Source organism: Sphingomonas sp. (assembly GCF_035714405.1).
Classification (GTDB): domain Bacteria; phylum Pseudomonadota; class Alphaproteobacteria; order Sphingomonadales; family Sphingomonadaceae; genus Sphingomonas.
Genome location: NZ_DASTMA010000023.1, coordinates 90,763 through 112,403 on the forward strand (window position 1 = coordinate 90,763; position 21,641 = coordinate 112,403).

Consider the following 21,641-nt stretch of genomic DNA (forward strand, 5'->3'; position numbering starts at 1 on the left):
CTCAGACCCTCAGCACGTCGCGCCGCCGCAGCGGACGCGCGAAGAGTTCGGCGAGATCGCCGGCCTGATCGAAGCCGTGGATCGGCGAGAACACCAGCTCGATCGCCCATTTGGTCGTCAGCCCCTCGGCCTCCAGCGGGTTGGCGAGACCAAGGCCACAGACGGTCAGGTCGGGCTTGGTGGCGCGGACCCGGTCGAGCTGCTTGTCGACATCCTGGCCCTCGCTGATCAACGTGTCGGCGGGGAGCAGCGCCAGCTCCTTGGCGAGATGCCGGCGATGCAGGTAGGGTGTGCCGACCTCGACCGGCCGCATGCCGAGCTCGGTGGTGAGGAACCGGGCCAGCGGCACTTCGAGCTGCGAGTCGGGCAGGAAGGTGATGCGCTTGCCGTCCAGCCGGGCGCGCGAATGCTCGATCGCGCGCTTGGCGCGCTCGCGGCCCGGCGCGATGACCCGACGGAAGTGCATCTCGTCGATCCCGAACGCCTGTGCCGCCGCATGGAGCCAGTCGGTCGTTCCTTCGGCGCCGAACGGGAACAGGGCGTCGAGACGGACCGCGCCGCGATCCTCCAGCGCCCGCGCGGTCTCGCCCAGGAACGGCTGGGCGAGCAGGAAGCGCGTTTGCGGACCGACCGGCGGCATCGCGTCGGCGCGGCGCGCCGGCAGCGAGTGGACCGTGGCGATACCGAGTTCGGCGAACAGGCGGAGGAACTGATCCTCCACGACATCGGGCAACGCACCGACGATCATGAGGCTAGGCACACCCGAGTCGTCGGCGCGCAGATCCGGAACGAGTGCCGCCAGACAGGCGTCCTCGCCCTCGGTAAAGGTGGTCTCGATCCCGGATCCTGAATAGTTGAGGATCTTGGTCGAACCCGCATGCTTGACCGACAGCCGCGCGGCGGCGCGCGACAGGTCGAGCTTGATCACTTCGGACGGACACGAGCCGACGAGAAACAACAACTTGATGTCCGGGCGCCGCGTCAGCAGCCGGTCCACGACGCGGTCGAGTTCCTCGTTGCAATCCCCCATGCCGGCCAGATCGCGTTCCTCGATGATCGCGGTGCCGAAACGCGGCTCGGCGAACACCATCACGCCGGCCGCCGATTGCAGCAGATGCGCGCAGGTGCGCGATCCGACCACCAGGAAGAACGCGTCCTGCACCTTGCGATGCAGCCAGATGATGCCGGTCAGCCCGCAGAAGACTTCACGCTGCCCCCGCTCGCGCAGCACGGGGGCGGAACCGCACCCCGTGTCGGCGATGGGTGCGGCCAAACTCATGCGGCCACCCCCAGCCGTGAGGGCGACGCGGCCTGCAACCTCGCGGCGCGCAGCTTCCAGATGAACTGCGCCGCATTGATTGCGTAGGTCGCATAGGCGGTGAGGGCGAGCAGCATGCGGTCACGCTCGGTGCCGACATCCGCGATCAGCGCCACCAGATAGGCGGTGTGCAGCGCCAGCACGAGCATGCTGAACACGTCCTCCCAGAAGAAGGCCGGCACGAACAACCATTTTCCGAACACGACCTTTTCCCAGACCGAGCCGGTGATCATGATCGTGTAGAGCGTGAGCGTCTTGACGACGATGGAGGCGGTCGCCGCCGCCGCTCCGGTGCCGGTGGACAGGTAGCGGACCACCAGAACCAGGCTGACGAGGAAGATCAGGAACTGCACGGGGGCGAGGATGCCCTGGACCAGGGTCCAGCGAGTCGCATCGCGGCGGCGGCGTTGGTCAGGCGTGTAGAGGGGACGGTAATCACCAGGTGCCGTGTCGGCTACAATGGCGACATTCGCCCGCATCCACCCTCGCCTCTATCGGACCGTCCGTTGGAGAGGAGAGTAAGGCGGCCGGTCCGAAAGTGTCAAGATTATTTGACACTCACGAAAGTTGACACGAAGTTTGATCGAGGATGGATTGCGATTGCCAGTGTCGGGCGAATGAGCATAGTCTGCCTCCGCGGGAGACTTCGAAAACGACGGCCCCGGTGAGCGTGTAAGCGTCTGGATCGAGCGGGAGGGTCGGTGTGGCATCGTTGGCTCGTATCGAGAGCGGGGCTTCGCCGTATCACGGCGCAGGTCGGGCGCGGAGACTAGGTGCTGACGCGAAAGGATTGTCGGCTTTTCGCGCGCTGGCCACGGTGGATTACGATCGGTCCCTGTCGATGCTGATCGAAGGCGAGATCATTCCGCGGCTGATGATCGCGCATTCGCTCGACAAGCCTGTGATCGAGATCGCCGCCATCGACGAGACAGAGATCGCCGCGCTGGCGCCGCTGGCGCTGGCGGTCGACGCGGACGCGTTGCTGGCGCACATCGAGGCGATCCTGGCGCGCGGCGTCACCATCGATGCGCTGATGGTCGATCTGCTGGCGCCCACCGCACGCCTGCTCGGTCAATTCTGGGAGGACGATCGTTGCGACTTCGTCGATGTGACGATGGGGCTGTGGCGGTTGCAGGAGGTGGTCCACGAGATCGCGGCGCGCTGCCCCGCCGACCGGATGCTGTCGGCGGGCGGCCACCGCGCGCTGTTCGCGTCGATGCCGGGCGACCAGCATAATTTCGGCACGGTGGTGGTCGACGAGGTGTTCCGCCGCGACGGCTGGGTCACCGACCGGATGAGCGGGCCGCAGACGCCCGACCTGATCAAGCGGGTGGGCGACCAATGGTTCGACCTGGTCGGCCTGACCGTCAGCTGCGACGCGCATCTCGAAAGCCTAACTTCCGTCATTGCGGCGTTGCGCAACGTGTCTAAGAACCGCTGCGTCTGCATCATGGTGGGCGGACGGTTGTTCAGCGCCGATCCATGGCTAGCGGTGAAGGTCGGGGCGGACGGCACCGCGACCGACGCGATCAGTGCTCTAAACGTTGCCGCCGATTTGGTTCGCGTCCGCGAGAGCGCCGCATTAGAGGCGTGATCGATCAACACCTGCCGTGGAGTTCCACGTTTCGTCCATGACCAAGCATGTCACCGTGTCCCGCAAAACGGCCTTTACGAAGCCCGGCGTCATGCCCGGCCGGCTGTCGGCCGACGTAGCGGCGGCGTTGCTCGCCGCCGTCGGGGATATCGCGCTCGTGCTTTCCAGGGACGGCACGGTGCTGGACGTGGCAGTGTCGGGCCCGGAACTCGCGGCGCATGGCTTCGCCGACTGGGTGGGTGGCGACTGGCTGGCGACCGTCACCGTCGAGAGCCGGCCCAAGATCCTCGAGATGATCGACGGGGCCGGGCGCGCAGATCCGGAGCCACGCTGGCGCCAGGTCAACCATCCGACCGCCGGCGGTGACGTGCCGGTGCGCTATTTGGTGATGACGCTCGACGAGGGCGACCGGCTGATCGCGATCGGTCGCGACATGCGTGGCGCGGCGGCGATGCAGCAGCGTCTGCTGCAGACGCAGCAATCGCTCGAGCGCGATTACATCATCCTGCGCCAGGCCGAGACCCGCTACCGCCTGCTGTTCGACATGACCAACGAGCCGGTGCTGGTGGTCGACGCCGGAACGCGTCGCATCCGCGAGGCCAACCCCGCCGCGCACCGGCTGTTGGATGTCGCCGGCCGGGCGCTGGTCGGCAGCTCGATCCATGCGATCGTCGACGCCGCCTCGCGGGATGACTTCATCGCCTATATCGGTGCGGCGGAAACGGCCGACGACGTGCAGCCCGTGACGTTGCTGCTGGCCGACGGTCGCGGCGAGGCGTCGCTGACCGCGCGGCTGTTCCGCCAAGCGCGTCAGGCGATGCTCCTCCTCCGCATCACCGCGTCGGCCGACGCCGTGGCGACGCGTCAGCAACACGACACGACGCTGAGCGACGTGGTCGAGCGGATGCCGGACGCCTTCGTGCTGGTCGACCGCGAGCTCCGGGTCATGACCGCCAACACCGCGTTCGTCGAGATGACCGAGATGCCCTCGATCGAGCGGGTCACGGGCGCACGGGTGGCGACCTGGCTCGGCCGCCCCGGCATCGACCTCGAAATCATCATGGCCCAGCTGCGCGATCACGGCACCGTGCGCAACATCGCGACCGTGCTGCGGGGCTCGGCCGGCGCCGAGGAGCAGATCGAGGTATCCGGCGTCGTCGCGCCGACGGTCAACGGCGCATGCTACGGTTTCACCATCAGGTCGGTCGGCCGCCGACTGCGCGACGCGCCTGCGATCGCCCGCGACGTTCCACGCTCCGTCGAGCAGCTGACCGAGCTGGTCGGGCGCATGTCGCTCAAGGAGATCGTCCGCGAGTCGACCGACCTGATCGAGCGGCTCTGCATTGAAGCGGCATTGGCCTACACCTCCGACAATCGCGCCTCGGCGGCCGAGATCCTGGGCGTGAGCCGCCAGAGCCTGTATTCCAAACTCCATCGGCACGGGCTCGGCAATCTCACCTCGAGCGCCGAGTAAATCACGCGTCAATTTGGTTTGACGCCCCCGGGCGTCGTCCTTAGCTTACATGGAATGGAGCGTTCGACGGCCTTCACGCGCAGGGCTTCACCTCCGGCTCCTCGCGACGTCCTCGAACTGCTCAAGCCGATCACCTGGTTTCCGCCGGTCTGGGCGTTCGGCTGCGGCGTCGTGTCGTCAGGCGTGCCGATCGCCGACCGGTGGCCGTTCCTGCTTGCCGGCATCGCTTTGACCGGCCCGCTGGTGTGCGGCACGAGCCAGGCGGTCAACGACTGGTTCGACCGGCATGTCGACGCGATCAACGAGCCGAACCGGCCGATCCCGTCGGGGCGGATCGCAGGCCGATGGGGTCTGGCGATCGCCATCGCCGGCACCGTGCTATCGCTAGTCGTCGCGGCGCTGACCGGGCCATGGGTGCTGGCCGCCACCACGCTGGGCCTGATCTTCGCCTGGGCCTACAGCGCGCCGCCGTTCCGGTTCAAGAGCAGCGGCATCCTGGGCCCGGCGGTGGTCGCCCTCACCTATGAGGGGCTGACCTGGTTCACCGGGGCGGCGGTGATGGCGGGGACGCTGCCGTCCGGGGCGGTGCTCATCGTCCTGATCCTGTACAGCGCCGGGGCGCATGGCATCATGACGTTGAACGACTTCAAAGCCGTCGAGGGCGACCGGGCGACAGGGCTGCGGTCGTTGCCGGTGATGATCGGTGTCGATCGCGCCGCGCGGGTCGCCTGCGTCGTAATGGCGGTGCCGCAGGTCGCGGTGGTCGGGCTGCTGGCGAGCTGGGATCATGTGGTGGTCGCGGCGGTCGTCGCGGCGCTGCTGCTCGGGCAGCTCGTCCTGATGCGCCGGCTGCTGCGTGATCCCCTGGCGCATACGCCTCGGTACAATGCGACCGGCACGACGCTGTATGTGCTCGGCATGCTTGCGGCCGCGCTAGGGCTGGGCGGGGTGATGGGTCTGTGACGCCGCTGGGGTGGCTCGGCATCGTCCGGCTCGGTCTGGTGCAGAGCGCGATCGGCGCGATCGTCATGCTGGCGACCTCGCTGCTCAACCGGGTCATGGTGGTCGAATATGCGCTGCCCGCCGCGCTGCCGGCGGGCCTCGTCGCGTGGCATTACGCGGTGCAGCTGTCGCGCCCGGCCTGGGGTCACCGGTCCGATCGCGGCCGACGGCGCACGCCGTGGGTCATCTTCGGCATGGTGACCCTGGCGGCGGGTGCGTTGCTGGCGGTGACCTCGGTCGGGCTGCTCGCCACGCGATCGGGCTGGGGCTTCGTGCTGGCCTTCTTCGCCTTCACCTTGATCGGCGCCGGGGTCGGCGCGGCGGGCACGTCGCTGCTGGCGCTGCTCGCCACCCGCGTCGCGCCCGAGCGGCGCGCCGCGGCGGCCTCGATCACCTGGATCATGATGATTGCCGGGATCGTGGTGACCGCAGGGATCGCCGGGGCCCTCATCGATCCGTTCTCGCTGGAGCGGCTGACCGCGGTCGCGGGCGGCGTCGCGGGCATGGCGTTACTGGTGTCGATCGGGGCGATCTGGGGCGTCGAGGGAGACCCGCCGCTGCCGGAGCCCATTCAGGCGGGGCCGGTCCCTGGGTTCGGCGAGGCGGTGCGCGGCATGTGGGGGGACGACGACGCGCGCCGCTTCACAGTCTTCGTCTTTCTGTCGATGCTCGCCTATTCGATGCAGGATTTGATCCTGGAGCCGTTTGCGGGGCTGGTCTTTGCCTTCACGCCCGGTCAGTCGACGCAATTGTCCGGCCTGCAACATGCCGGCGTACTGGTCGGGATGATCGTCGTCGGGATCGGCGGCAGCGGCTTCGCCAAGCGCGTGCGCGGCGCCCGCGATCTGCAGCGTTGGATCGTCGGCGGGTGTGTCGGCTCGGCGTTGGCGCTGGGCGGCCTGGCGATGGCCGCGCGGGTCGGGCCCGGCTGGCCGCTGTCCGCCAATATCGCGCTGCTGGGCTTCGCCAACGGTGTGTTCGCGGTCGCCGCGATCGGCGCGATGATGGCGCTGGCGGGCGCGGACACGGGCCGCGAGGGCACGCGGATGGGGGTGTGGGGTGCGGCACAGGCGATCGCGTTCGGGCTCGGCGGACTGCTCGGCGCGATCGGCGTCGATCTCGGCCGGGCGCTGACCGGATCGACGACCGACACGTTCCTGGTCGTGTTCGGCGTCGAGGCGGTGCTGTTCCTCGCCGCCGCATCGCTCTCCCTGCGCGGCCTCGGGCGGCGCGGACGTGCCTGGCCGGTCGCGCGTGAGGCCGCATGACGGGCTATGACTGCGTCGTCGTCGGCGGCGGACCGGCGGGGGCGATCGCCGCGACCGATCTGGCGCAAGCCGGACGCAGCGTCCTGCTGCTCGATCGCGCTGGCCGGATCAAGCCGTGTGGCGGCGCGATCCCGCCGCGGCTGATCCGCGACTTCGCGATCCCCGACCATCTCATCGTCGGCCGGGTCCGCTCGGCGCGGATGATCGGCCCCTCCGACGCCGCCGCCGACATGGCGGTCGATGCCGGCGGTGACGGGTTCGTGGGCATGGTCGACCGTGAACATTTCGACGAGTGGCTGCGCGCACGCGCGGCGGCGGCTGGCGCGGTGCGCGTAACCGGGATGTTCGACCGCCTGGAGCGTGACGCGGATGGCGGCTCGATCGTCGTATATCGCGACGAACGCGGCGGCCGCGAACACCGGATCGGCGCGCGCTGCGTGATCGGCGCGGACGGCGCGCGTTCGAAGGTGGCGCGCGGGGCGCTCGTGGGAGCGGAGCGGATGCCGTGCGTCTTCGCCTATCACGAGGTCATCCGATCGCCCGCGCCGGTCGACGCCGGCGAGTCCACCTTCGATCGCTCGCGCTGCGACGTGTTCTATCAGGGCGCGCTGTCGCCGGACTTCTATGCATGGGTGTTCCCGCACGGCGACACCACCAGTGTCGGCGTGGGCAGCGCCGACAAGGGGTTCGCGCTGCGTGCCGCCGTCGACCGGTTGCGCGCGCGCGAGGGGCTGGCAGGATGCGAGACCCTCCGCCGCGAAGGCGCGCCGATCCCGCTCAAGCCGTTGCGCCGGTGGGACAATGGCCGCGACGTGCTGGTCACCGGCGATGCGGCGGGCGTGGTCGCGCCGGCCTCGGGCGAGGGCATCTATTACGCGATGGTCGCCGGGCGCGAAGCCGCGACAGCGGTGGGGGCGTTCCTGACCTCCGGCAACCCGCGCGCATTGCGGCGCGCGCGCCGCGCCTTCATGCGCGCGCATGGCCGGGTGTTCCAGGTGCTCGGCGTGATGCAGCATTTCTGGTACCGCAACGATCGCCGCCGGGAACGCTTCGTGGCGATGTGCAACGATCGCGACGTCCAGCGGCTGATCTGGCCGGCCTATATGGACAAGAAGCTGGTCTATGCCCGCCCGCTCGCGTATCTCCGCATCTTCCTGAAGGACATGCGCCACTTGTTGCAGACAGCCGGATGAGCCGCGCCTGGGTCGCCCCCGTCGCTGTCGCCGCGTTCATGGCGGCGATCGTCGCGGTGCTGGGCGCGACGGTGACCGAGATCGGTCCCTGGTATCACGGCCTAGCCAAACCGGCATGGACCCCGGCGCCGGCTGCGTTCGGGGTCGCGTGGACGGCGATCTATGCGCTGACCGGCCTCGCCGGTGTCACCGCCTGGCTGGCGACCCCGCGCTGGGACGAGCGCGAGTGGCTGCTCGGTCTGTTCGCGCTCAGCGGCTTCCTCAACATCGTCTGGAGTTTGCTGTTCTTTCAGCTTCAGCGACCGGACTGGGCGCTGATCGAAGTGGTCGGGCTGTGGCTGTCCGTAGCCGGCCTGATCGTCCTGATCTGGCGACGGTCGATGATCGGGGCGGCGCTGTTGGTGCCGTATCTGCTGTGGGTGACGTTCGCCGGCTATCTCAACATGGCCGTCGTGCGGTTGAACGGGCCGTTTTCCTGACGCGGCCGAAGGCATGAACTGGCTGTTCGCGAGCGGCCATGCGGTGGATGTCGTGCTCGCGGTGCTGGCGCTCGAACTTGTCTGGCTGGTCCGGCGCGGCTGGGCGCCGAGGCACGCCGTCTTGCGGCTTGCGCCGGGTGCGCTGATGCTGCTGGCCCTGCGCGCGGCGCTGACCGGGGCCGAATGGCCGTGGATCGCGCTGCCGCTGGCGCTGTCCTTTCCCGTTCACCTGGCCGACCTGCGACGGCATTAGGGCGGTCCGGCAGCCGAAGCCGCCGGACCGATCCTCGGATCAGGTGTTGGTGGCGAGATAGGCGATCACGTTGGCGCGCTTCTGCGGATCGGGGATGCCCGGGAAGACCATCTTCGTGCCGGGCACGACGCGCTGGGGCTTCTCGAGATACTGGAACAGCTTCTCGGCGGTCCAGGTGATACCGCTGTTCTTGTTCGCGGCCGAGTAGGTGAAGCCGGGGACGGAGCCGGCGGCACGGCCGACGATGGCATGCAGCGAGGGCCCGATCTTGTTCTTGCCCGCTTCCACCGCATGGCACGTCTGGCAGGTCGCGAACGCCGTCTTACCTGCCGCCGCATCACCGGTGTAGCTGGCGAACTTCACCCCGGTCAGCGTGTCGGTGTTGTCGGGCGCCGGAGCAGTTGCCCCTGCGACTGCGGCGGGGGCGGCGGCCGGAGCCTCCGCCGGAGCAGCGGCAGTTTCGGTCGTGGTTGTCGTCGTCGTGGCAGCGGGTGGTGCCTGCGGCTCCTTGGAGCACGCGCTCAAGGCGAGGGCGGCAACACATGCCACGCCACCGACCCGAACCATCGATCCCGAAATCTTCATCGCTTCTCTCCCTGCCGACCCGTGTTCGCCTGCCATTTAGCAGCGCCACCGAGATGTCCAAACATTCTTACGCCCGCAATGTTCAAGAAAGTGAACATATCATCGGCGATGGCGCGCCCGCAAGCGTCGGGGGAAAAGGGGTCATCTGCCCCGCGTCACCTCCTCGATCTTCGCCGCCAGCTCCGCATTGCGGAACGGCTTGGTGAGGCGCGGCAGATCGGGCGCGACGCCGTCGCCTCGGCGTAACCCGACACGATGAGTACCGGAAGGTCGGCGGCCTTCGCCCTCAGCGTGCGCGCGAGGTCCGCGCCGGTCATGCCGGGCATCAGGTGGTCGGTGACCAGGACATCGGGCATGCCGCGTTGCTCGACCATCCTCAGGGAGTCCTCCGCCGATCTCGTCTCGATGACCTCGAAGCCGAGGTCCATCAACATGTCGGCCGTGCTCATCCGGACAAGTTCCTCATCGTCCACGAGCAGTGCGGTGCCTCGTTCACGCCGCTCGTGAGGCGCCGTCGCCGCGCTTTCGGCGGCTTCGATCGGTGCGAGGCTGACGGGTAGCCCTAATTCTACGGTGGTGCCACGGCCGGGGGCGCTGTCGATCGTCAGCCCGCCGCCGAGCTGGGCGGCGAGGCCATGGACCATGCTGAGCCCCAGACCGGTTCCTCGCCCGATCCCCTTGGTCGAGAAGAACGGCTCGACGGCCCGCGCAACCGTCGCCTTGTCCATGCCGACGCCTGTGTCGCTGACGCGGATAAGGACATAATGGCCTTGCCGCAGCGGCGACCGCTGTCCTGTACCCACACTCTCCCGCCGCGCCTCGATCGTGAGTACGCCTCCCTCGGGCATTGCGTCGCGCGCGTTGACCGCCAGGTTCAGCAACGCCATCTCCAGCTGGTTCGGGTCGGCGCTGACCGGCGGCAGCTCGGCCGCGAGCCTCACATTCACGGTGATGTGTGGCCCCAGTGTCGACTCGATCAGACCCGCCAACCCGTCGATGACGGTGTGCAGGTCGACCGGCGTCGGTTGCAGCGGCTGGCGGCGGGCAAAGGCGAGCAGGCGTTGCACCAGCGTCTTGGCGCGCTCCGCCGATTGCAGCGCGCCGGCCACGAGCCGCCGCTCGCGGTCGTTGCCGACGCCGCGACGCACCGACATGTCGAGCGAGCCGATGATCGGCGTGAGCAGATCGTTGAAGTCGTGCGCGACGCCGCCGGTGAGTTGTCCCATCGACTCCATCTTCTGTGCCTGCCGGAGCGCCTCCTGAGCCTGCTTCAGCTCGGTGATGTCACGCCCCTCCGCGACCAGCCACAGCATCTTGCCGCCCTCACCCGGAACCGGCTTCACCGAGAAATCGATGATGGCCCGGGCATCGCCCGCCCCCCGCATCTCGTGCTCCTCCCGCACCGTCTCGCCGGCGGCCGCGCGCTCGACGCAGGCCTGGATGGAGGCTTGCAGGGCGGGATCGTCGCGCATCGGCGCTGCCAGCCAGAACGGCTTGCCGACGATCTCGTCGGTCGTGATCTCGCTCCATGCCAGCGCGGTTCGGTTGACCTCGACCACCGTCCCCGTGGGTGTGAGCAGAGCCATGAACTGGAGCGCGGAGTCGAAAATGCCGCGGAACCGGCGCTCGCTCTCGCTCAGTTCGGCCGTCCGCTCGGCGACCCGCCGCTCCAAGGTCGCGTTCAGCTCGCGCAGGCGCTGTTCGCTTTTGCGCAGCGCTTCTTCGGCGACGCGGCGCTCGGTTAGATCCTGCGCGATGCCGGCGACGCGCACGACGCGTCCTGAATGGTCCAGAACCGGGAAACCGACGTCCAGGATCCAACGCACCTCGCCGTCGGGCCGGACGATGCGGTATTCGTTGGTCACCCGTTCGCCCGCGAGCAGTCGCGGCATGCCGGACAGGCCGGTCTCGCGATCATCGGGGTGCAGGAACTCGGCCCAGCGGCCGATATCCCGCAAGACCCTGGCGCGCGGCTCACCCCAGATGCGCTCGAACGCCGGGCTGAGATATTCCAGGTGCCCGGTCTTCGCGTCGGCGATCCGCAAGGCATCGGAGGCGGCCTCGCCGAACTCGCGGAACCGCGCCTCGCTCTCGCGCAGTTGCTCGCTCGCGCGCTTCTGGCTGCTGATGTCGCGGAACAGGAGGGCGACGCGGCGTTCGCCGCTGATCGGAAAGGCGTAAACATCCCACCAGCGGTCCAGCGGCGTCGAGAAGCTCTCGAAATGGGCCGGCTCACCGGTCTGCGCGACCCGGCCGTATGTGTCGAACCAGAACTGATTCTGGTCGGGGGCGATCTCTCGCATCCACCGACCGGCGCCGTCCGCGATGCCGGTCTGCCGCTCGAACGAGGGGCTGACCTCGAGGAAGCGGTAGTCGATCGCCGTGCCCTGTTCGTCGAACGCCAACTCGATCGTGCAGAAGCCCTGGTCGATGGCGTTGAACAAGGCGAGGTAGCGCTCCTGCGCATCGCGCAATTCCGTTTCCGACGCGCGTAGCCTCGATCACCGCCCGTTGGGCACGGGCGAGCGCGTCGCGCCCCTGAGCGTCACCGCGCAGGGGGACCACCTCCGTGACCTCCTCCACCTGATGGATGATCAGCACGACCTGACCATCGGCGCCGAGCACGGGTGTGTTGGTCGGTGCCCACCAACGTTCGACGAAGCGCCCATCCGCGCCTCGCACCAGATAGCGCTGGACCGGCATGACATCGGTCGCCCTGGTGCCGACCACCCGCTCCAGCGATGCGGTGAGATTGCGCACGCCGTCGGCGTTGGGCTCTTCCGCATCCGCGGGGTACGCGTCGAACAGCCGACGTCCGATCTGTTCCTCGCGCGGGACGCCCGTCAAGCGGAACAGCGCCTCGCTTTCGGCGACGATCGTCCCGTGCGGCGGCGCGACGACGAGCAGCGCCGTCGGCGACGCTTCGAACAACGCCTGGAAATCGGCGGGAGGCAGTTCTGTCAAACGCGCTCCTCGTAGACGACGATCAGCGCACCCGCAGCGATCCAACTCAGAACTTGGGCATTCGGGTCAACCATGGGCATCCTCCGCCACGCCAACGCGCGCATTTGGGGGCAGGACTTTCGCCGCGACTTGCCTCCGATATGCTTGCAAAGGTCGACCACATCGCGCGAAGACCGCGCGTTTCTTCCTTGTTCTACAAGGAGAAACTGGTGCTGCCGGTGAGGATTGAACTCACGACCTCAGCCTTACCAAGGATGCGCTCTACCACTGAGCTACGGCAGCCAGCCTTTCGGCGAGGGCGCGCTAGAGCGGACGGGCGGCGGGTTGTCAAGGCGCAGGCGGCGCGCCTAGGTGCCGGCGATGACGGCGAGGGAACAGCGCGACGCGCGGCTTGCGGCACAGCTGCGCGAGAACCTGAAACGGCGCAAGGTGGCCGCGCGGACCGCCAGCGGCGAGCAGCCGGATAGCGCCGCCGCCTCGCCACCCTTACCCGACTGACCACGCAAGCGGCCGGCACTTTCCCACCAGCCAGGCCTGCGTCGCCGCATCCAGCGCCGGCGCGAGCTTCGCCAGCACCTGCGCGTGGTAGGCGTCGAGCCAGGCGATCTCTTGGGCGGTGAGCAGCGCGGCCTCGATCAGCCGTGCCTCGATCGGCGCCCAGGTCAGCGTCTCGAAACCGAGCATCGGCCGATCGGGGTCGCCGCCTGCCACCTCGCGGGGCTCGATCAGCACCAGGTTCTCGATGCGGATGCCGTATTCGCCCGCCTTGTAGTAGCCGGGTTCGTTGGACAACATCATGCCCGCGCGGAGCGGCTCCAAGCTGGCGCCGCCCGGATAATTGGGGGCGGCGATGCGCTGCGGCCCCTCGTGCACCGACAGGTAGCTGCCGATGCCGTGGCCGGTGCCATGCGCGAAGTCGAGCCCGGCGTCCCACAGCGGGCGCCTGGCGAAGGCGTCGATCTGTGCGCCGCAGGTGCCGTCGGGAAACACGGCGGTGGCGAGGGCGATGTGCCCCATCAACACGCGGGTGAAGCGGTCGCGCATCTCGGGGGACGGCGCGCCCACCGGCACGACGCGGGTCACGTCGGTGGTGCCGTCGAGATACTGGCCGCCTGAATCGATCAGGAACAGCTGACCGGGCTCGATGCGCGCGTTCGAGGCTTCGTCCACCCGATAATGCGGAATGGCGCCATGCGCGCCGGTGGCGCTGATCGTGTCGAAGGATTGGTCGACATGGAGCCCCGTGGCCCTGCGGAACGCGAGCAGCTTGGCCGCGGCCGACAGCTCGGTCTCGCCGCCCGCCGGCAGCGTCTCCTCCGCCCAGCGCAGGAAGCGGGTCAGCGCCGCGCCGTCACGGATCGCGGCGGCGCGGTGGCCGGCGATTTCGGCGGGGTGCTTGATCGCCTTGGCGAGCACCACCGGATCGCGCAGCGGCACGATCGTCGCGCCCGCCTGCGCGAGCAGCGCGTCGATCGCAGAGACGGCGCGCTCGGGATCGACCGCGACGCGCTTGCCGGCGAGCGACTGGAAGAACGGCGCCGCGAAGGCCGCGCGGTCGTGCAGCCGCACCGCGTTGCCGAGATGCTGGCGCAGCGGCTCGCCGACCTTCTCGGGCGCGACGAACAGGTCGAGTGTGCCGTCGGCATGGGCGACGGCATAGCTCAGGGCCACCGGCGTATGCGCGACATCTCCACCCCGCACGTTGAGCAGCCAGGCGATCGAGTCGAGCGCCGTCAGCACGAGGGCGTCGGCCCGCTTGGCGGCGAGCCACTCGGCGATCTCCGCGCGCTTCTCCGCCGACGCGCGCCCGGCGGCGGGATGGTCGTACACCGTCATCGGTGCCGGCGAGGGGACAGGGCGATCGGTCCAGACCGCATCGACGGGGTTGTCCGCCTGCGCCGCCAAGGTGGCGGCCAACTCTCCCTGCAGCCGCTTGTGTGTCGCCTGCGCCCAAGTCGCGGTGTGCAGCCAAGGATCATAGCCGATGACATCGCAATGTCCCACATTCGCCGCGAGCCAGTCGGCCACGGACGTAGCCGGCACCTCGACATACTCCCAATCCGCCCCGTCCACCTGCTCGCGCACCTGCAGCGTATAGCGCCCGTCGGTGAAGATCGCCGCCTTGTCCGCCAGCACCACGGCCGTCCCCGCCGAGCCCTGAAAGCCCGTCAGCCAGCCGAGCCGCTGCGCATAGCCGCCGACATATTCGCTCATATGCTCGTCGGTGAGCGGCACGACGAAAGCGTCGAGGTCGCGGGCGGCGAGCTCGGCGCGGAGTGCTGCGAGGCGTTCGGAATGAGTCATGCGCGCGGCTTTGCCAGAATGCGCGCGCTATTTCACCTGCGCGACGAAAGTGACTGAGAAGCTGGAGTTCGGCGCCATCGTACCGGACGGGGTGATGCGCACCGCCTTGACGTTGGGATCATAGCCGGCCGCCGGCGCATAACCCCAGGTTGTGCCGCCGTCGTTGGAATAGGCGGGCGACGTGCTGGACAGCGTCACGCCGCTATTCCCCGAACTGATCGCGAACGGGATGCCGCCGGCGAGCGCCGTGTTGCGAAAGGTGACGGCGGCAGGCAGCACGTCGCGCAGCACGATTGTTCCCGCGTCCACCGGGCTGCCGCCGGTGTTGGTGACCGTCAACGTGTAGGTGATATCGTTCGCCGGCAGGTCATAGGCGCCCAGCGCACCGGATGCCGGAGTGGAGGTCTTGACCACGCCAATGTCGGGCATGGGGCAGAAGCTGATGCCGGCAATGCCGATCGCCTGCTGCCCGGTGTCGTTCTCCAGACCGGTGTAAGGCGCATTGCCGTAGCGTATCGTGACGCTGGTAACCGGCTGCGCGAAGCTGGCGTTGATGGTGCCGGCGCTGGAATTGTTGTCCGAGGTGGACGAGCCCGCCGCCTGCTGGTTCGTCAGCGTCACCGGGGAGGTCGCGGGACCGAAGGTGACGGTGGAGCCGCTGGCGGTGCGGCTGACGCCGGTGCCATTGCCGTTCCCAGCGGGCGAGGACAGAACCGGCGTGTAGGTGGCGGTACTGCTGGAACCGGTGACCTGGATCCAGTCACGATATTGGTTCGACGAGAAGTCGATGTCGTACAGCGTGGCCGCGAAATCTCGGATCGGCTGGGTGAAGGTGAAGGTCACCGTGACGGTACGTGTCGTGCCGGAAAGGGTCGCCGTGCGGCCGCTGAAGGTGCCACCGAGCACGAGGGAGCGTTTGGTGGCGTCCGCCCCGGTCATCAACGTGCTGATGGCTGGCATCTGAGCGCTATTGACCTGCGACGAGCTTAGCCCGTTCTGCGCGATCGCGGCCGTGAAACTCCGCGTCGCGCCGCCACTGGTCGCCGCCGTATAGGTGTAGCTGCCGCCATAGCTGAGCGTCGCCGCTGGCTGATTGCTGTAGAGGAAGTTGAACTGGTTGGCGGCGGGGCACACCGCGGCGGCGGGGGCGGGCAGGGCGGCGAGCAGGAGGAGGACGAGGCGCTTCATCGCCGCCCCAGTCCCAAGAACGCGAAACTGTCGCGGTCAAGCTTCAGCTTGGCGGTGACGTACGGGCCAGCGCGCGTCGTGCGAGCGGCGGCGAAGTCGCGATCGGTGAAGCCGCGGACATTGTAGCCGACGGTGACCAGCATGTCCTTGGCCGGCCGTACGCCCAGCGATGGGCCATAGGCATAGGCATAGGTGCCGCGCGGGTCGCCGCGCAACGTCGCGCTGGCGCCGACCTCGATCCGGCGGCCGACCGCGATCCGCGCGTCGGCGCCGAGCAGCGCCGACCAGCCCGCGACATCATAGCGGTCGATCCGGTCGAGCGCATAGCGCGCGCCGGCAAACAGGTTGATCTCGCCCCGCTCGCGGCCGTCGCGGGCGCGAGGCTGGATCGCCAGCGACATGCTGCCGACCGCGCGGCGATCGAGCACATCGCCGGCGCGGTCGCTGCGATATTCCAGCTTGGCGAGCAGCGCGCTCTCGCCGATCGGGCGCAGCGCCAATGAGCCCGCAATATTGGTCGAATCAGCGATCGCGCCATTGGCCGGCGTCGCGCGGGTCCAGGTCGCGAGCAGGCCCATCGCCTCGCCCTCGCCGAGCTGCTTGATCGCGCCGATCGTCGCGACCGCGCGGTCGGCCTGCTCGCCGGCGCGGTATTCCAGTCGACCCGTCGCGCTCCAGCGGCCGGCGCGATAGGCAGCGCCGAGCGTCAGGGCGGCGAAGTCCTCCACCAGCGTGCTGCCATTGCCGATGTATCCGCCCGACGCGACCGGGTGGGCGCGATTGACGATGCGCGAGGTGTCGACGCCGCCGAGCGTCCGTTCGCCATCGATGCTGGCGTCGATCGACAGCCGCGGCGTCACCGACCAGGACTGCGCCAGCCCATAGGCGGCATAGGCGCGGCGGCCATATTCGCTGATGTCCTGCGAGGCGAGCGCGGACACCAGTCGCGCGCCCGCCCAGGGCTTCACGTCGAAGCCGACGCGGAAGGTGTGCGCGTCGATCGCGTCGCCCGCCGCCAGCTCATAGGTGCCGGTCAGCGTCACGTCCGGGGTCACCTTGACGCGCGCGCCGAGGCGGTGGCGCGCCGGAAAGTCGATGCTCTCGGCGTCCCCCAGCGCGACGGCGGTGCTGGCGTCAAGTTCCAGCCGTCCGTCGAACAGCCGCCGCGTCGCGCCCGCCTCGAGCAGCGTCGAGCGGTGATCGCCGCTGGCGGTGTGGTCGTCGGCATGGGTCAGGCCAAGGCGCAGCTCGGACAGGTTGGTACGGTACGCGGCTTCGATCTTGGCGGCGCGACGGCTGGCGGGACCGGTCAGGTCGCTGTCGGTCCACAGGCTGGTCGAGAGCGACAGCCGATCGGACAGGCGCAGGCGGGCGTCGACCCCGATCTTGCGGCGGCCGCGCTCCGCCCGGTTCTGTTCGGCGACCCCATAATCCACGTCGAGCTGGCGGGCATAGGCGAGCACGTCGAAACGGGCGTCGTGATGCTCCAGCTCGGCGGTCCAGGCCGCGGAGAACTTGCCGGCGGTGCGGCTGACGCCGACCTCGCCGCGCGCTACGGTGTTGGCGCCGAGCTGGACGCGGAGGTCGGCGGCGCCGAGCGCGGTCGCGTTGTCGCCGTCGCGGATTGCGGTCGCACCGATGCGGACGCGCCCGGTCGTGAGCGTCGCGCGCGCGCCGGCCGAGATCTTGTCGCCCGCCAGCGTGTCGACCTCATACTCGACGACGATGAACTGCGGGTCGAGCTCCGAAGAGCGGCTGAGCACCGGCGCCGAGAAGCGCAGCGCGCCAGTCTCGTAGTCGAGGTCGTAATCGACGAAGCGGGTCAGCGTGCGACGCTCGACGATCTTCTCCGAGCGCAGCCGGTCGCGTACCTCGATCGAGACTTCCTCCGAATTGGCAAGGATCGGCCGGGTCGAGAGGCGATAGCCGGCGGACAGCCCGCTGCCCTGGATCTCGTCGCGGCGGTGGTTGGACGGGAAACGCGCGGCAAAGGCGCTGGCGGCGACCTTGCCGGTGCGTACTTCCGCCTTGAACCCGGTCGCGGCGCGGCTGTAGCGGCCGAGCTCGGTGTCGGTGAATCCGGTCTGGAAATCGCCCCACAGCGCATAGAACTGACGCGCTTCGAGCTTCAGGTACAGCCTGCCGGTCGAAGCGGCATCGTAGCGGCGCTCGGAACGGTCGGCATAGACGGTGTAATAGGTGTTGGGGTCGATCGTGCCGCCCAGCCGCTGGTCGGCGCGCCGCTTGGCGCTGTCATAGGCGAGCGTCAGCAGCCAGCGACCCTTGATCCGCCCCTTCGCATACAGCGCAAGGCGGCCGTCGATCAGCCGGTCGTTGTTGGCGTTGGGCTCGACATGCCGGCCGATCCGGCCCTCCGCGAGCCCCACGATCGTCCACGGGCGATCGCCCGGCGACAGCCAGGCGTCGAGCCGCTGGCGGCGGACCTGGTCGCGGTCGCGAAACGCGAAATCGAGTGCGACCGCGCCCGACAGGGTGGTCGGCGCCAGTGCCACATAGGCGATGCCGTCGTCACCGGTAACCCGCCAGGTCGGCTGCGCGCGCTCCAGGCCGGACAGGGTGCGTGCCTGCTCGGCATCGATCGCCTGCGCAGCCTCATAGGGCGCGGAGAGCTCCAGGTCGCCGACACTGCCGGCATGGACCGGGCGACCGCCTGCGTCGGTAATCCGCACCGCGATCAACGGCCGGCTGGTGCCGTCCGCGAGCAGGCGCGAACGCTCCGGCAGATAGGTCGCGCGCGCGGCGGCGCTGACGAAGCGCACCGAGCGGGTCAGCGTCTTTGCGACGGAGCCGTCCTCGTTGACGACCGTGGCGCTCAGGTGCGTGACGCCGCCGGTGATCGGCACACCGCGCCACAGGCTGACCGCGAAGCGGCCGTCGGGGTTCTTGCGCGCACCGTCGAAAGCGATCTTGTCGACCGGTTTGCCGTCGGCGGACAGCTGCACGGTCTGGCTCGGCCCGTGGCGCAGAGCGACGCGGACGGCGGGCGCGCGCGGGTTGTGGTCGGCTTCCGGGAACAGCCAGTCGATGCTGGTGTCGGTGCCGGCGAACCAGTCGCGCTCGGCGCCGGCGGCGGTCTTGTCGGACAGCGCCGCGGGAGTCGCGTCCGCATCGGTGATGATGGTGGCGCGTGCGGAGAGATCGGCGGCGAAGTCGGCGATGACCAGCGCGCCGCCCTGGCCGGTGACGAAGCGCGACGTGGCGCTGCTGCGCGCGGTGCGGGCGCAGTCGACGAACGAGCCGCCGGTCGGCAGCGTGGTCGGGTCGACCTGTGCGACATGGGTGCCCGGGATCAGGCCTTCGAAGTGATAGCGGCCGTCCCGGTCGGTGACGGCATAGCTGCCGTCCTCCAGCGTCACGCGGACACCTGGAATGCCCTTGCCATCGGCGGCGCAGCCATGGTGCACGCGGCCGACCAGCGTCATGCGGTCCGCGATCGTCTCGGTCGTGATCCGCACCGCGACACTGGCGGTGGTGACGGTGTCGGCGGGATCGGTCAGCATGACGCTGTTGATCGCCGCGCCGGCGTGGGCATCGGTGCGAACTTGTGCCACATAGGTTACCTTGACGGTGGCGGACGGGGCGATCCGACGCAGCGTCACGCGCAGCGCCCGGCCGTCGGTTCCGGCCGCAACGATCGGATTGGCGCTACCCTGCACCCGCACCGATCCGGGCCGCAGCCGCAGCTGCGCCGGCATCGCGTCGACCAGCACCAGGTCGCGCCGAATGTGCGTCGGGTCCGGATTGGCGAGGGTCAGCGTATAGACGATCGCGTCACCCGGCCCGGCGGTGACCCGCGACGCCGTCTTGGTCAGCACCGCCGGCTTGGCGGGCGTGTCCAGCGGCACGTCGATGCGGACCAGCCCGCTTCCGTCCACGACGAACGGCCGACCATAGCTCCCGTCGCCGATCGACCAGGGCCGGCCGTTGGGACGTACCAGGCGGGCGAGGTCGGCAGCGGTCGCGGTGGACGGCGCGGTGTAGGGTAAAGGCGGCGCGACGACCAAACGGTAGCGGCCGGCGCGGACTCGTGGGAACTGGTAGAAGCCGTTGCCCGAACGATAGCTGGCGCCGGCGGCGTCGACCGCGGTCTGGCCGGTGATCACGGTGGCGGGATAGCGCGTCACCCGATCGGGCGCGAACACCTCGGCCGGCAGGCCCGTGTCGGCATCCACGATCGTCATCCGCACGCCGTTGACCGGCCCACCGTCGTTGCTGTCGAACACCTTGCCGATTGGATCGACCAGCACGTTGATCGACTGGCTGGCGAGCGGGGTAAGCGCCGCGCCGCCGCCGACCACGGTGACGGCGACCCGGTCGCCCTCCGCCAGCCCCAAGGTACAATCATTGCCGATCGCGGCGGGCGGCACGGCGGCGGTCGCGACCGCCCCGGAGAAGCTGCCGGTGTCGGGGCCGGTCTCATGCAGCGTCAGCGTTTCGCGATCACCGCTCGTCGCGGCGGTGACGGTGACGGTGAGGGTCTCGATGGCGGCGGTGTCGGTGTTCGCTGCGGGTGCGTCGACCGCGATGACCAGCACGTCGCCCAGGTTGAGGGTGTCCGCCTGGCTGACCCCGATGGTCGTGAAGGCGAGGTCCGTGCCGTTGGCGGTGACGGGGCAGGAACGGCCGGTCAGCGTCGTGTTCTGACCTGAGCCTGGGTCCATGCGCAGCAGCGACACGTCGATGCGCCCCTCGGCTATTTGCAGTTCGACCGTGTTGGATGTGACGGCGCGCGCGACGCCACCTTCGTTCCAGCGGGCGCTGGCCGTGTTGGTGATGCGATCCGCCGCCGCCGCCGGGCGCACCAGGCCGCTCGCCAGCATGGCGAGGAGCAGGATGCGGAAGAGAAGGCGCAATGCGGACATGAAAGCGATGGCCGGCGGCGGATTTACCCTCCGCCGCCGGCCGGTCGGCTTAGTTGATCGTCACGCGGAACATCAGCGTCCGCGCCGAGCCCGCCGCCACCGACGGAAGCTGACCGGTCACGGTGCCGTTGGCGTACGCGCCTCCCGACGTACCGTCGCTGTTGCAGACGCCGCCCGTCACCGTGCCGTTGAGCTTGATGCCGTAAGCGCTGTCAAAGGTCGTCATGGTCGGCACCACGTCCTCCAGATCCACGCTGCTGGCGGTCGCGCCGCCGGTCGCATTGGCGACCGCGATGCAATACTCGACCACCGCGCCGGGGATCAGCTTGGGATTGGTGGTGCCGTTGACCGGGTCGCTGATCGGCTTCGAGACCTTGGTCACGCTCAACGCCGCCGCCAGGACGGTATAATCGTCCTTGGCCGAGAAGGCAGCGTCGCGCGCCGCGTCCGTCGCGCCCTGGCCGTCGGCGAACACCGTGTCCATATTGGCGGTGTTGGCGGTCGTGGTCTGGACCAGCGCCACGCCCTGCGCGCCGACGCCGAGACCCTCGCGACCGGTCGCCGTCAGGGTGACGACTGCGACATCGCCGGTCACGCGGGCCGTAGCGACGTTCGAGACGACATAAACGGTACGCGCCGTGTCGGCCGCCAGTTCGTCGAGATATGCTACCTGGGCGTCGCCCGAGTCATAGCCGCCGCTGTTGTTCGAGTCCCAGAAGACTCGGACATTGCTGACATCGAAGTTGTCGGTGTTGCTGTGGGCGCCGGCGCCGCCGGTCTGTTGGGCTACCGTCAGCGCGAAGTCGAGCGTCGCGTTCGACAGGTTGGTGACCGAGAAGGTCGTCACCGCGTTGCTCTGACCTGGCGAGACCTGCGTCGTCGTGGTGCCGACCTCGGCTACCGTGACATTGACCTTGCGGTCGACCGTAAAGGTGTCGGACGCGGTCTGCTGCGTCTGATCGACGCCGCCGACCTTGTAGTTGACCGTCACGGTGTTGGTGATGGTCGTGCCGGCTTGAGTGCCGGCAGCGGCGGCGGGAGTGGCGAGGCCGACAAGCGCCATGGCGCCCGCCGCCCCCAGCCAATGGCTGAGACGGGTCATTGCTTGTTACTCCAGTGAATGGCGCGCGCGAGTG

General features: G+C 69.1%; 16 protein-coding genes, 1 tRNA gene and 1 pseudogene. 8 read left to right on the forward strand and 10 right to left on the reverse strand.

What is annotated here, in order from left to right; translation table 11 throughout:
• Position 1 precedes the first annotated feature (1 nt).
• Positions 2 to 1,279, reverse strand: a complete 1,278-nt coding sequence (locus VFQ64_RS13965) for a ferredoxin:protochlorophyllide reductase (ATP-dependent) subunit N (protein ID WP_325103951.1) — start codon at positions 1,277 to 1,279, stop codon at positions 2 to 4.
• Entirely contained in the window at positions 1,276 to 1,797 is a 522-nt protein-coding gene (gene bchF, locus VFQ64_RS13970; RefSeq protein ID WP_325103952.1) for a 2-vinyl bacteriochlorophyllide hydratase, read from the reverse strand. Before bchF ends, VFQ64_RS13965 begins: the two co-directional genes overlap by 4 nt.
• Before the next feature lie 311 nt (positions 1,798 to 2,108).
• On the opposite strand from bchF, the gene VFQ64_RS13975 reads away from it, so the two are divergent.
• From VFQ64_RS13975 to VFQ64_RS14005, 7 genes are read left to right on the forward strand one after another with little or no spacing between them, the layout of a single operon-like run.
• Positions 2,109 to 2,912, forward strand: a complete 804-nt coding sequence (locus VFQ64_RS13975; RefSeq protein WP_325103953.1) for a cobalamin B12-binding domain-containing protein — start codon at positions 2,109 to 2,111, stop codon at positions 2,910 to 2,912.
• A gap of 37 nt (positions 2,913 to 2,949) precedes the next feature.
• Complete coding sequence (gene ppsR / locus VFQ64_RS13980) at positions 2,950 to 4,386, forward strand: transcriptional regulator PpsR (protein ID WP_325103954.1); 1,437 nt, start codon at positions 2,950 to 2,952, stop codon at positions 4,384 to 4,386.
• Positions 4,387 to 4,440: 54 nt separating this feature from the next.
• Entirely contained in the window at positions 4,441 to 5,349 is a 909-nt protein-coding gene (gene chlG, locus VFQ64_RS13985) for a chlorophyll synthase ChlG (protein WP_325103955.1), read from the forward strand.
• Positions 5,346 to 6,656 (forward strand): BCD family MFS transporter, encoded by a 1,311-nt coding sequence (locus tag VFQ64_RS13990; protein ID WP_325103956.1) that lies wholly within the window; start codon positions 5,346 to 5,348, stop codon positions 6,654 to 6,656. The genes chlG and VFQ64_RS13990 overlap by 4 nt, the downstream gene beginning before the upstream one ends.
• On the forward strand, positions 6,653 to 7,849 hold the full coding sequence (locus VFQ64_RS13995) for a geranylgeranyl diphosphate reductase (protein WP_325103957.1): 1,197 nt from the start codon (positions 6,653 to 6,655) through the stop codon (positions 7,847 to 7,849). The genes VFQ64_RS13990 and VFQ64_RS13995 overlap by 4 nt, the downstream gene beginning before the upstream one ends.
• Positions 7,846 to 8,328: a TspO/MBR family protein gene (locus VFQ64_RS14000; protein ID WP_325103958.1), complete on the forward strand. Its 483-nt coding sequence runs from the start codon at positions 7,846 to 7,848 to the stop codon at positions 8,326 to 8,328. The genes VFQ64_RS13995 and VFQ64_RS14000 overlap by 4 nt, the downstream gene beginning before the upstream one ends.
• Positions 8,329 to 8,341: 13 nt before the next feature.
• Positions 8,342 to 8,581, forward strand: a complete 240-nt coding sequence (locus VFQ64_RS14005; RefSeq protein ID WP_325103959.1) for a hypothetical protein — start codon at positions 8,342 to 8,344, stop codon at positions 8,579 to 8,581.
• Positions 8,582 to 8,620: 39 nt separating this feature from the next.
• Here VFQ64_RS14005 and VFQ64_RS14010 read toward each other — a convergent pair whose 3' ends face one another.
• From VFQ64_RS14010 to VFQ64_RS14025, 4 genes and pseudogenes are all read right to left on the reverse strand, one after another.
• On the reverse strand, positions 8,621 to 9,166 hold the full coding sequence (locus VFQ64_RS14010) for a cytochrome c family protein (RefSeq protein ID WP_325103960.1): 546 nt from the start codon (positions 9,164 to 9,166) through the stop codon (positions 8,621 to 8,623).
• Between the two features lie 155 nt (positions 9,167 to 9,321).
• The gene (locus VFQ64_RS14015) at positions 9,322 to 11,640 is read right to left on the reverse strand and encodes a PAS domain S-box protein (protein WP_325103961.1); all 2,319 of its coding nucleotides are present in this window, start codon (positions 11,638 to 11,640) and stop codon (positions 9,322 to 9,324) included.
• 148 nt (positions 11,641 to 11,788) lie between these two features.
• Positions 11,789 to 12,175 (reverse strand): annotated as a pseudogene (locus VFQ64_RS15625) (PAS domain-containing protein); the annotation flags it as partial.
• A gap of 162 nt (positions 12,176 to 12,337) precedes the next feature.
• Positions 12,338 to 12,412, reverse strand: a tRNA-Thr gene (locus VFQ64_RS14025).
• Between the two features lie 78 nt (positions 12,413 to 12,490).
• Between VFQ64_RS14025 and VFQ64_RS14030 the strand changes: the two genes are divergently transcribed.
• Positions 12,491 to 12,628 (forward strand): hypothetical protein, encoded by a 138-nt coding sequence (locus VFQ64_RS14030; protein WP_325103963.1) that lies wholly within the window; start codon positions 12,491 to 12,493, stop codon positions 12,626 to 12,628.
• On the opposite strand, the gene VFQ64_RS14035 is transcribed toward VFQ64_RS14030, so the two are convergent.
• Genes VFQ64_RS14035 through VFQ64_RS14050 form a run of 4 tightly spaced genes read right to left on the reverse strand, consistent with a single transcriptional unit; the run spans position 12,617 to position 21,607 of the window.
• Positions 12,617 to 14,434 carry an aminopeptidase P family protein gene (locus tag VFQ64_RS14035; protein WP_325103964.1) on the reverse strand — a complete coding sequence of 606 codons (1,818 nt, stop codon included), beginning with the start codon at positions 14,432 to 14,434 and terminating at the stop codon, positions 12,617 to 12,619. The two genes, VFQ64_RS14030 and VFQ64_RS14035, sit on opposite strands and share 12 nt — an antisense overlap.
• Positions 14,435 to 14,461: 27 nt before the next feature.
• Positions 14,462 to 15,622, reverse strand: a complete 1,161-nt coding sequence (locus tag VFQ64_RS14040; RefSeq protein WP_325103965.1) for a hypothetical protein — start codon at positions 15,620 to 15,622, stop codon at positions 14,462 to 14,464.
• Positions 15,619 to 20,496: a hypothetical protein gene (locus VFQ64_RS14045; RefSeq protein WP_325103966.1), complete on the reverse strand. Its 4,878-nt coding sequence runs from the start codon at positions 20,494 to 20,496 to the stop codon at positions 15,619 to 15,621. Before VFQ64_RS14045 ends, VFQ64_RS14040 begins: the two co-directional genes overlap by 4 nt.
• A gap of 58 nt (positions 20,497 to 20,554) precedes the next feature.
• Positions 20,555 to 21,607: a hypothetical protein gene (locus VFQ64_RS14050; RefSeq protein ID WP_325103967.1), complete on the reverse strand. Its 1,053-nt coding sequence runs from the start codon at positions 21,605 to 21,607 to the stop codon at positions 20,555 to 20,557.
• Between the last annotated feature and the right edge of the window lie 34 nt (positions 21,608 to 21,641).

Coding starts and splice junctions, on each gene's coding strand:
- VFQ64_RS13965 (WP_325103951.1), bottom strand. CDS start 1,279: ATGAGTTTGGCCGCACCCATCGCCGACACGGGGTGCGGTTCCGCCCCC.
- bchF (WP_325103952.1), bottom strand. CDS start 1,797: ATGCGGGCGAATGTCGCCATTGTAGCCGACACGGCACCTGGTGATTAC.
- ppsR (WP_325103954.1), top strand. CDS start 2,950: ATGACCAAGCATGTCACCGTGTCCCGCAAAACGGCCTTTACGAAGCCC.
- chlG (WP_325103955.1), top strand. CDS start 4,441: ATGGAGCGTTCGACGGCCTTCACGCGCAGGGCTTCACCTCCGGCTCCT.
- VFQ64_RS13995 (WP_325103957.1), top strand. CDS start 6,653: ATGACGGGCTATGACTGCGTCGTCGTCGGCGGCGGACCGGCGGGGGCG.
- VFQ64_RS14000 (WP_325103958.1), top strand. CDS start 7,846: ATGAGCCGCGCCTGGGTCGCCCCCGTCGCTGTCGCCGCGTTCATGGCG.
- VFQ64_RS14005 (WP_325103959.1), top strand. CDS start 8,342: ATGAACTGGCTGTTCGCGAGCGGCCATGCGGTGGATGTCGTGCTCGCG.
- VFQ64_RS14010 (WP_325103960.1), bottom strand. CDS start 9,166: ATGAAGATTTCGGGATCGATGGTTCGGGTCGGTGGCGTGGCATGTGTT.
- VFQ64_RS14030 (WP_325103963.1), top strand. CDS start 12,491: ATGACGGCGAGGGAACAGCGCGACGCGCGGCTTGCGGCACAGCTGCGC.
- VFQ64_RS14035 (WP_325103964.1), bottom strand. CDS start 14,434: ATGACTCATTCCGAACGCCTCGCAGCACTCCGCGCCGAGCTCGCCGCC.
- VFQ64_RS14040 (WP_325103965.1), bottom strand. CDS start 15,622: ATGAAGCGCCTCGTCCTCCTCCTGCTCGCCGCCCTGCCCGCCCCCGCC.
- VFQ64_RS14050 (WP_325103967.1), bottom strand. CDS start 21,607: ATGACCCGTCTCAGCCATTGGCTGGGGGCGGCGGGCGCCATGGCGCTT.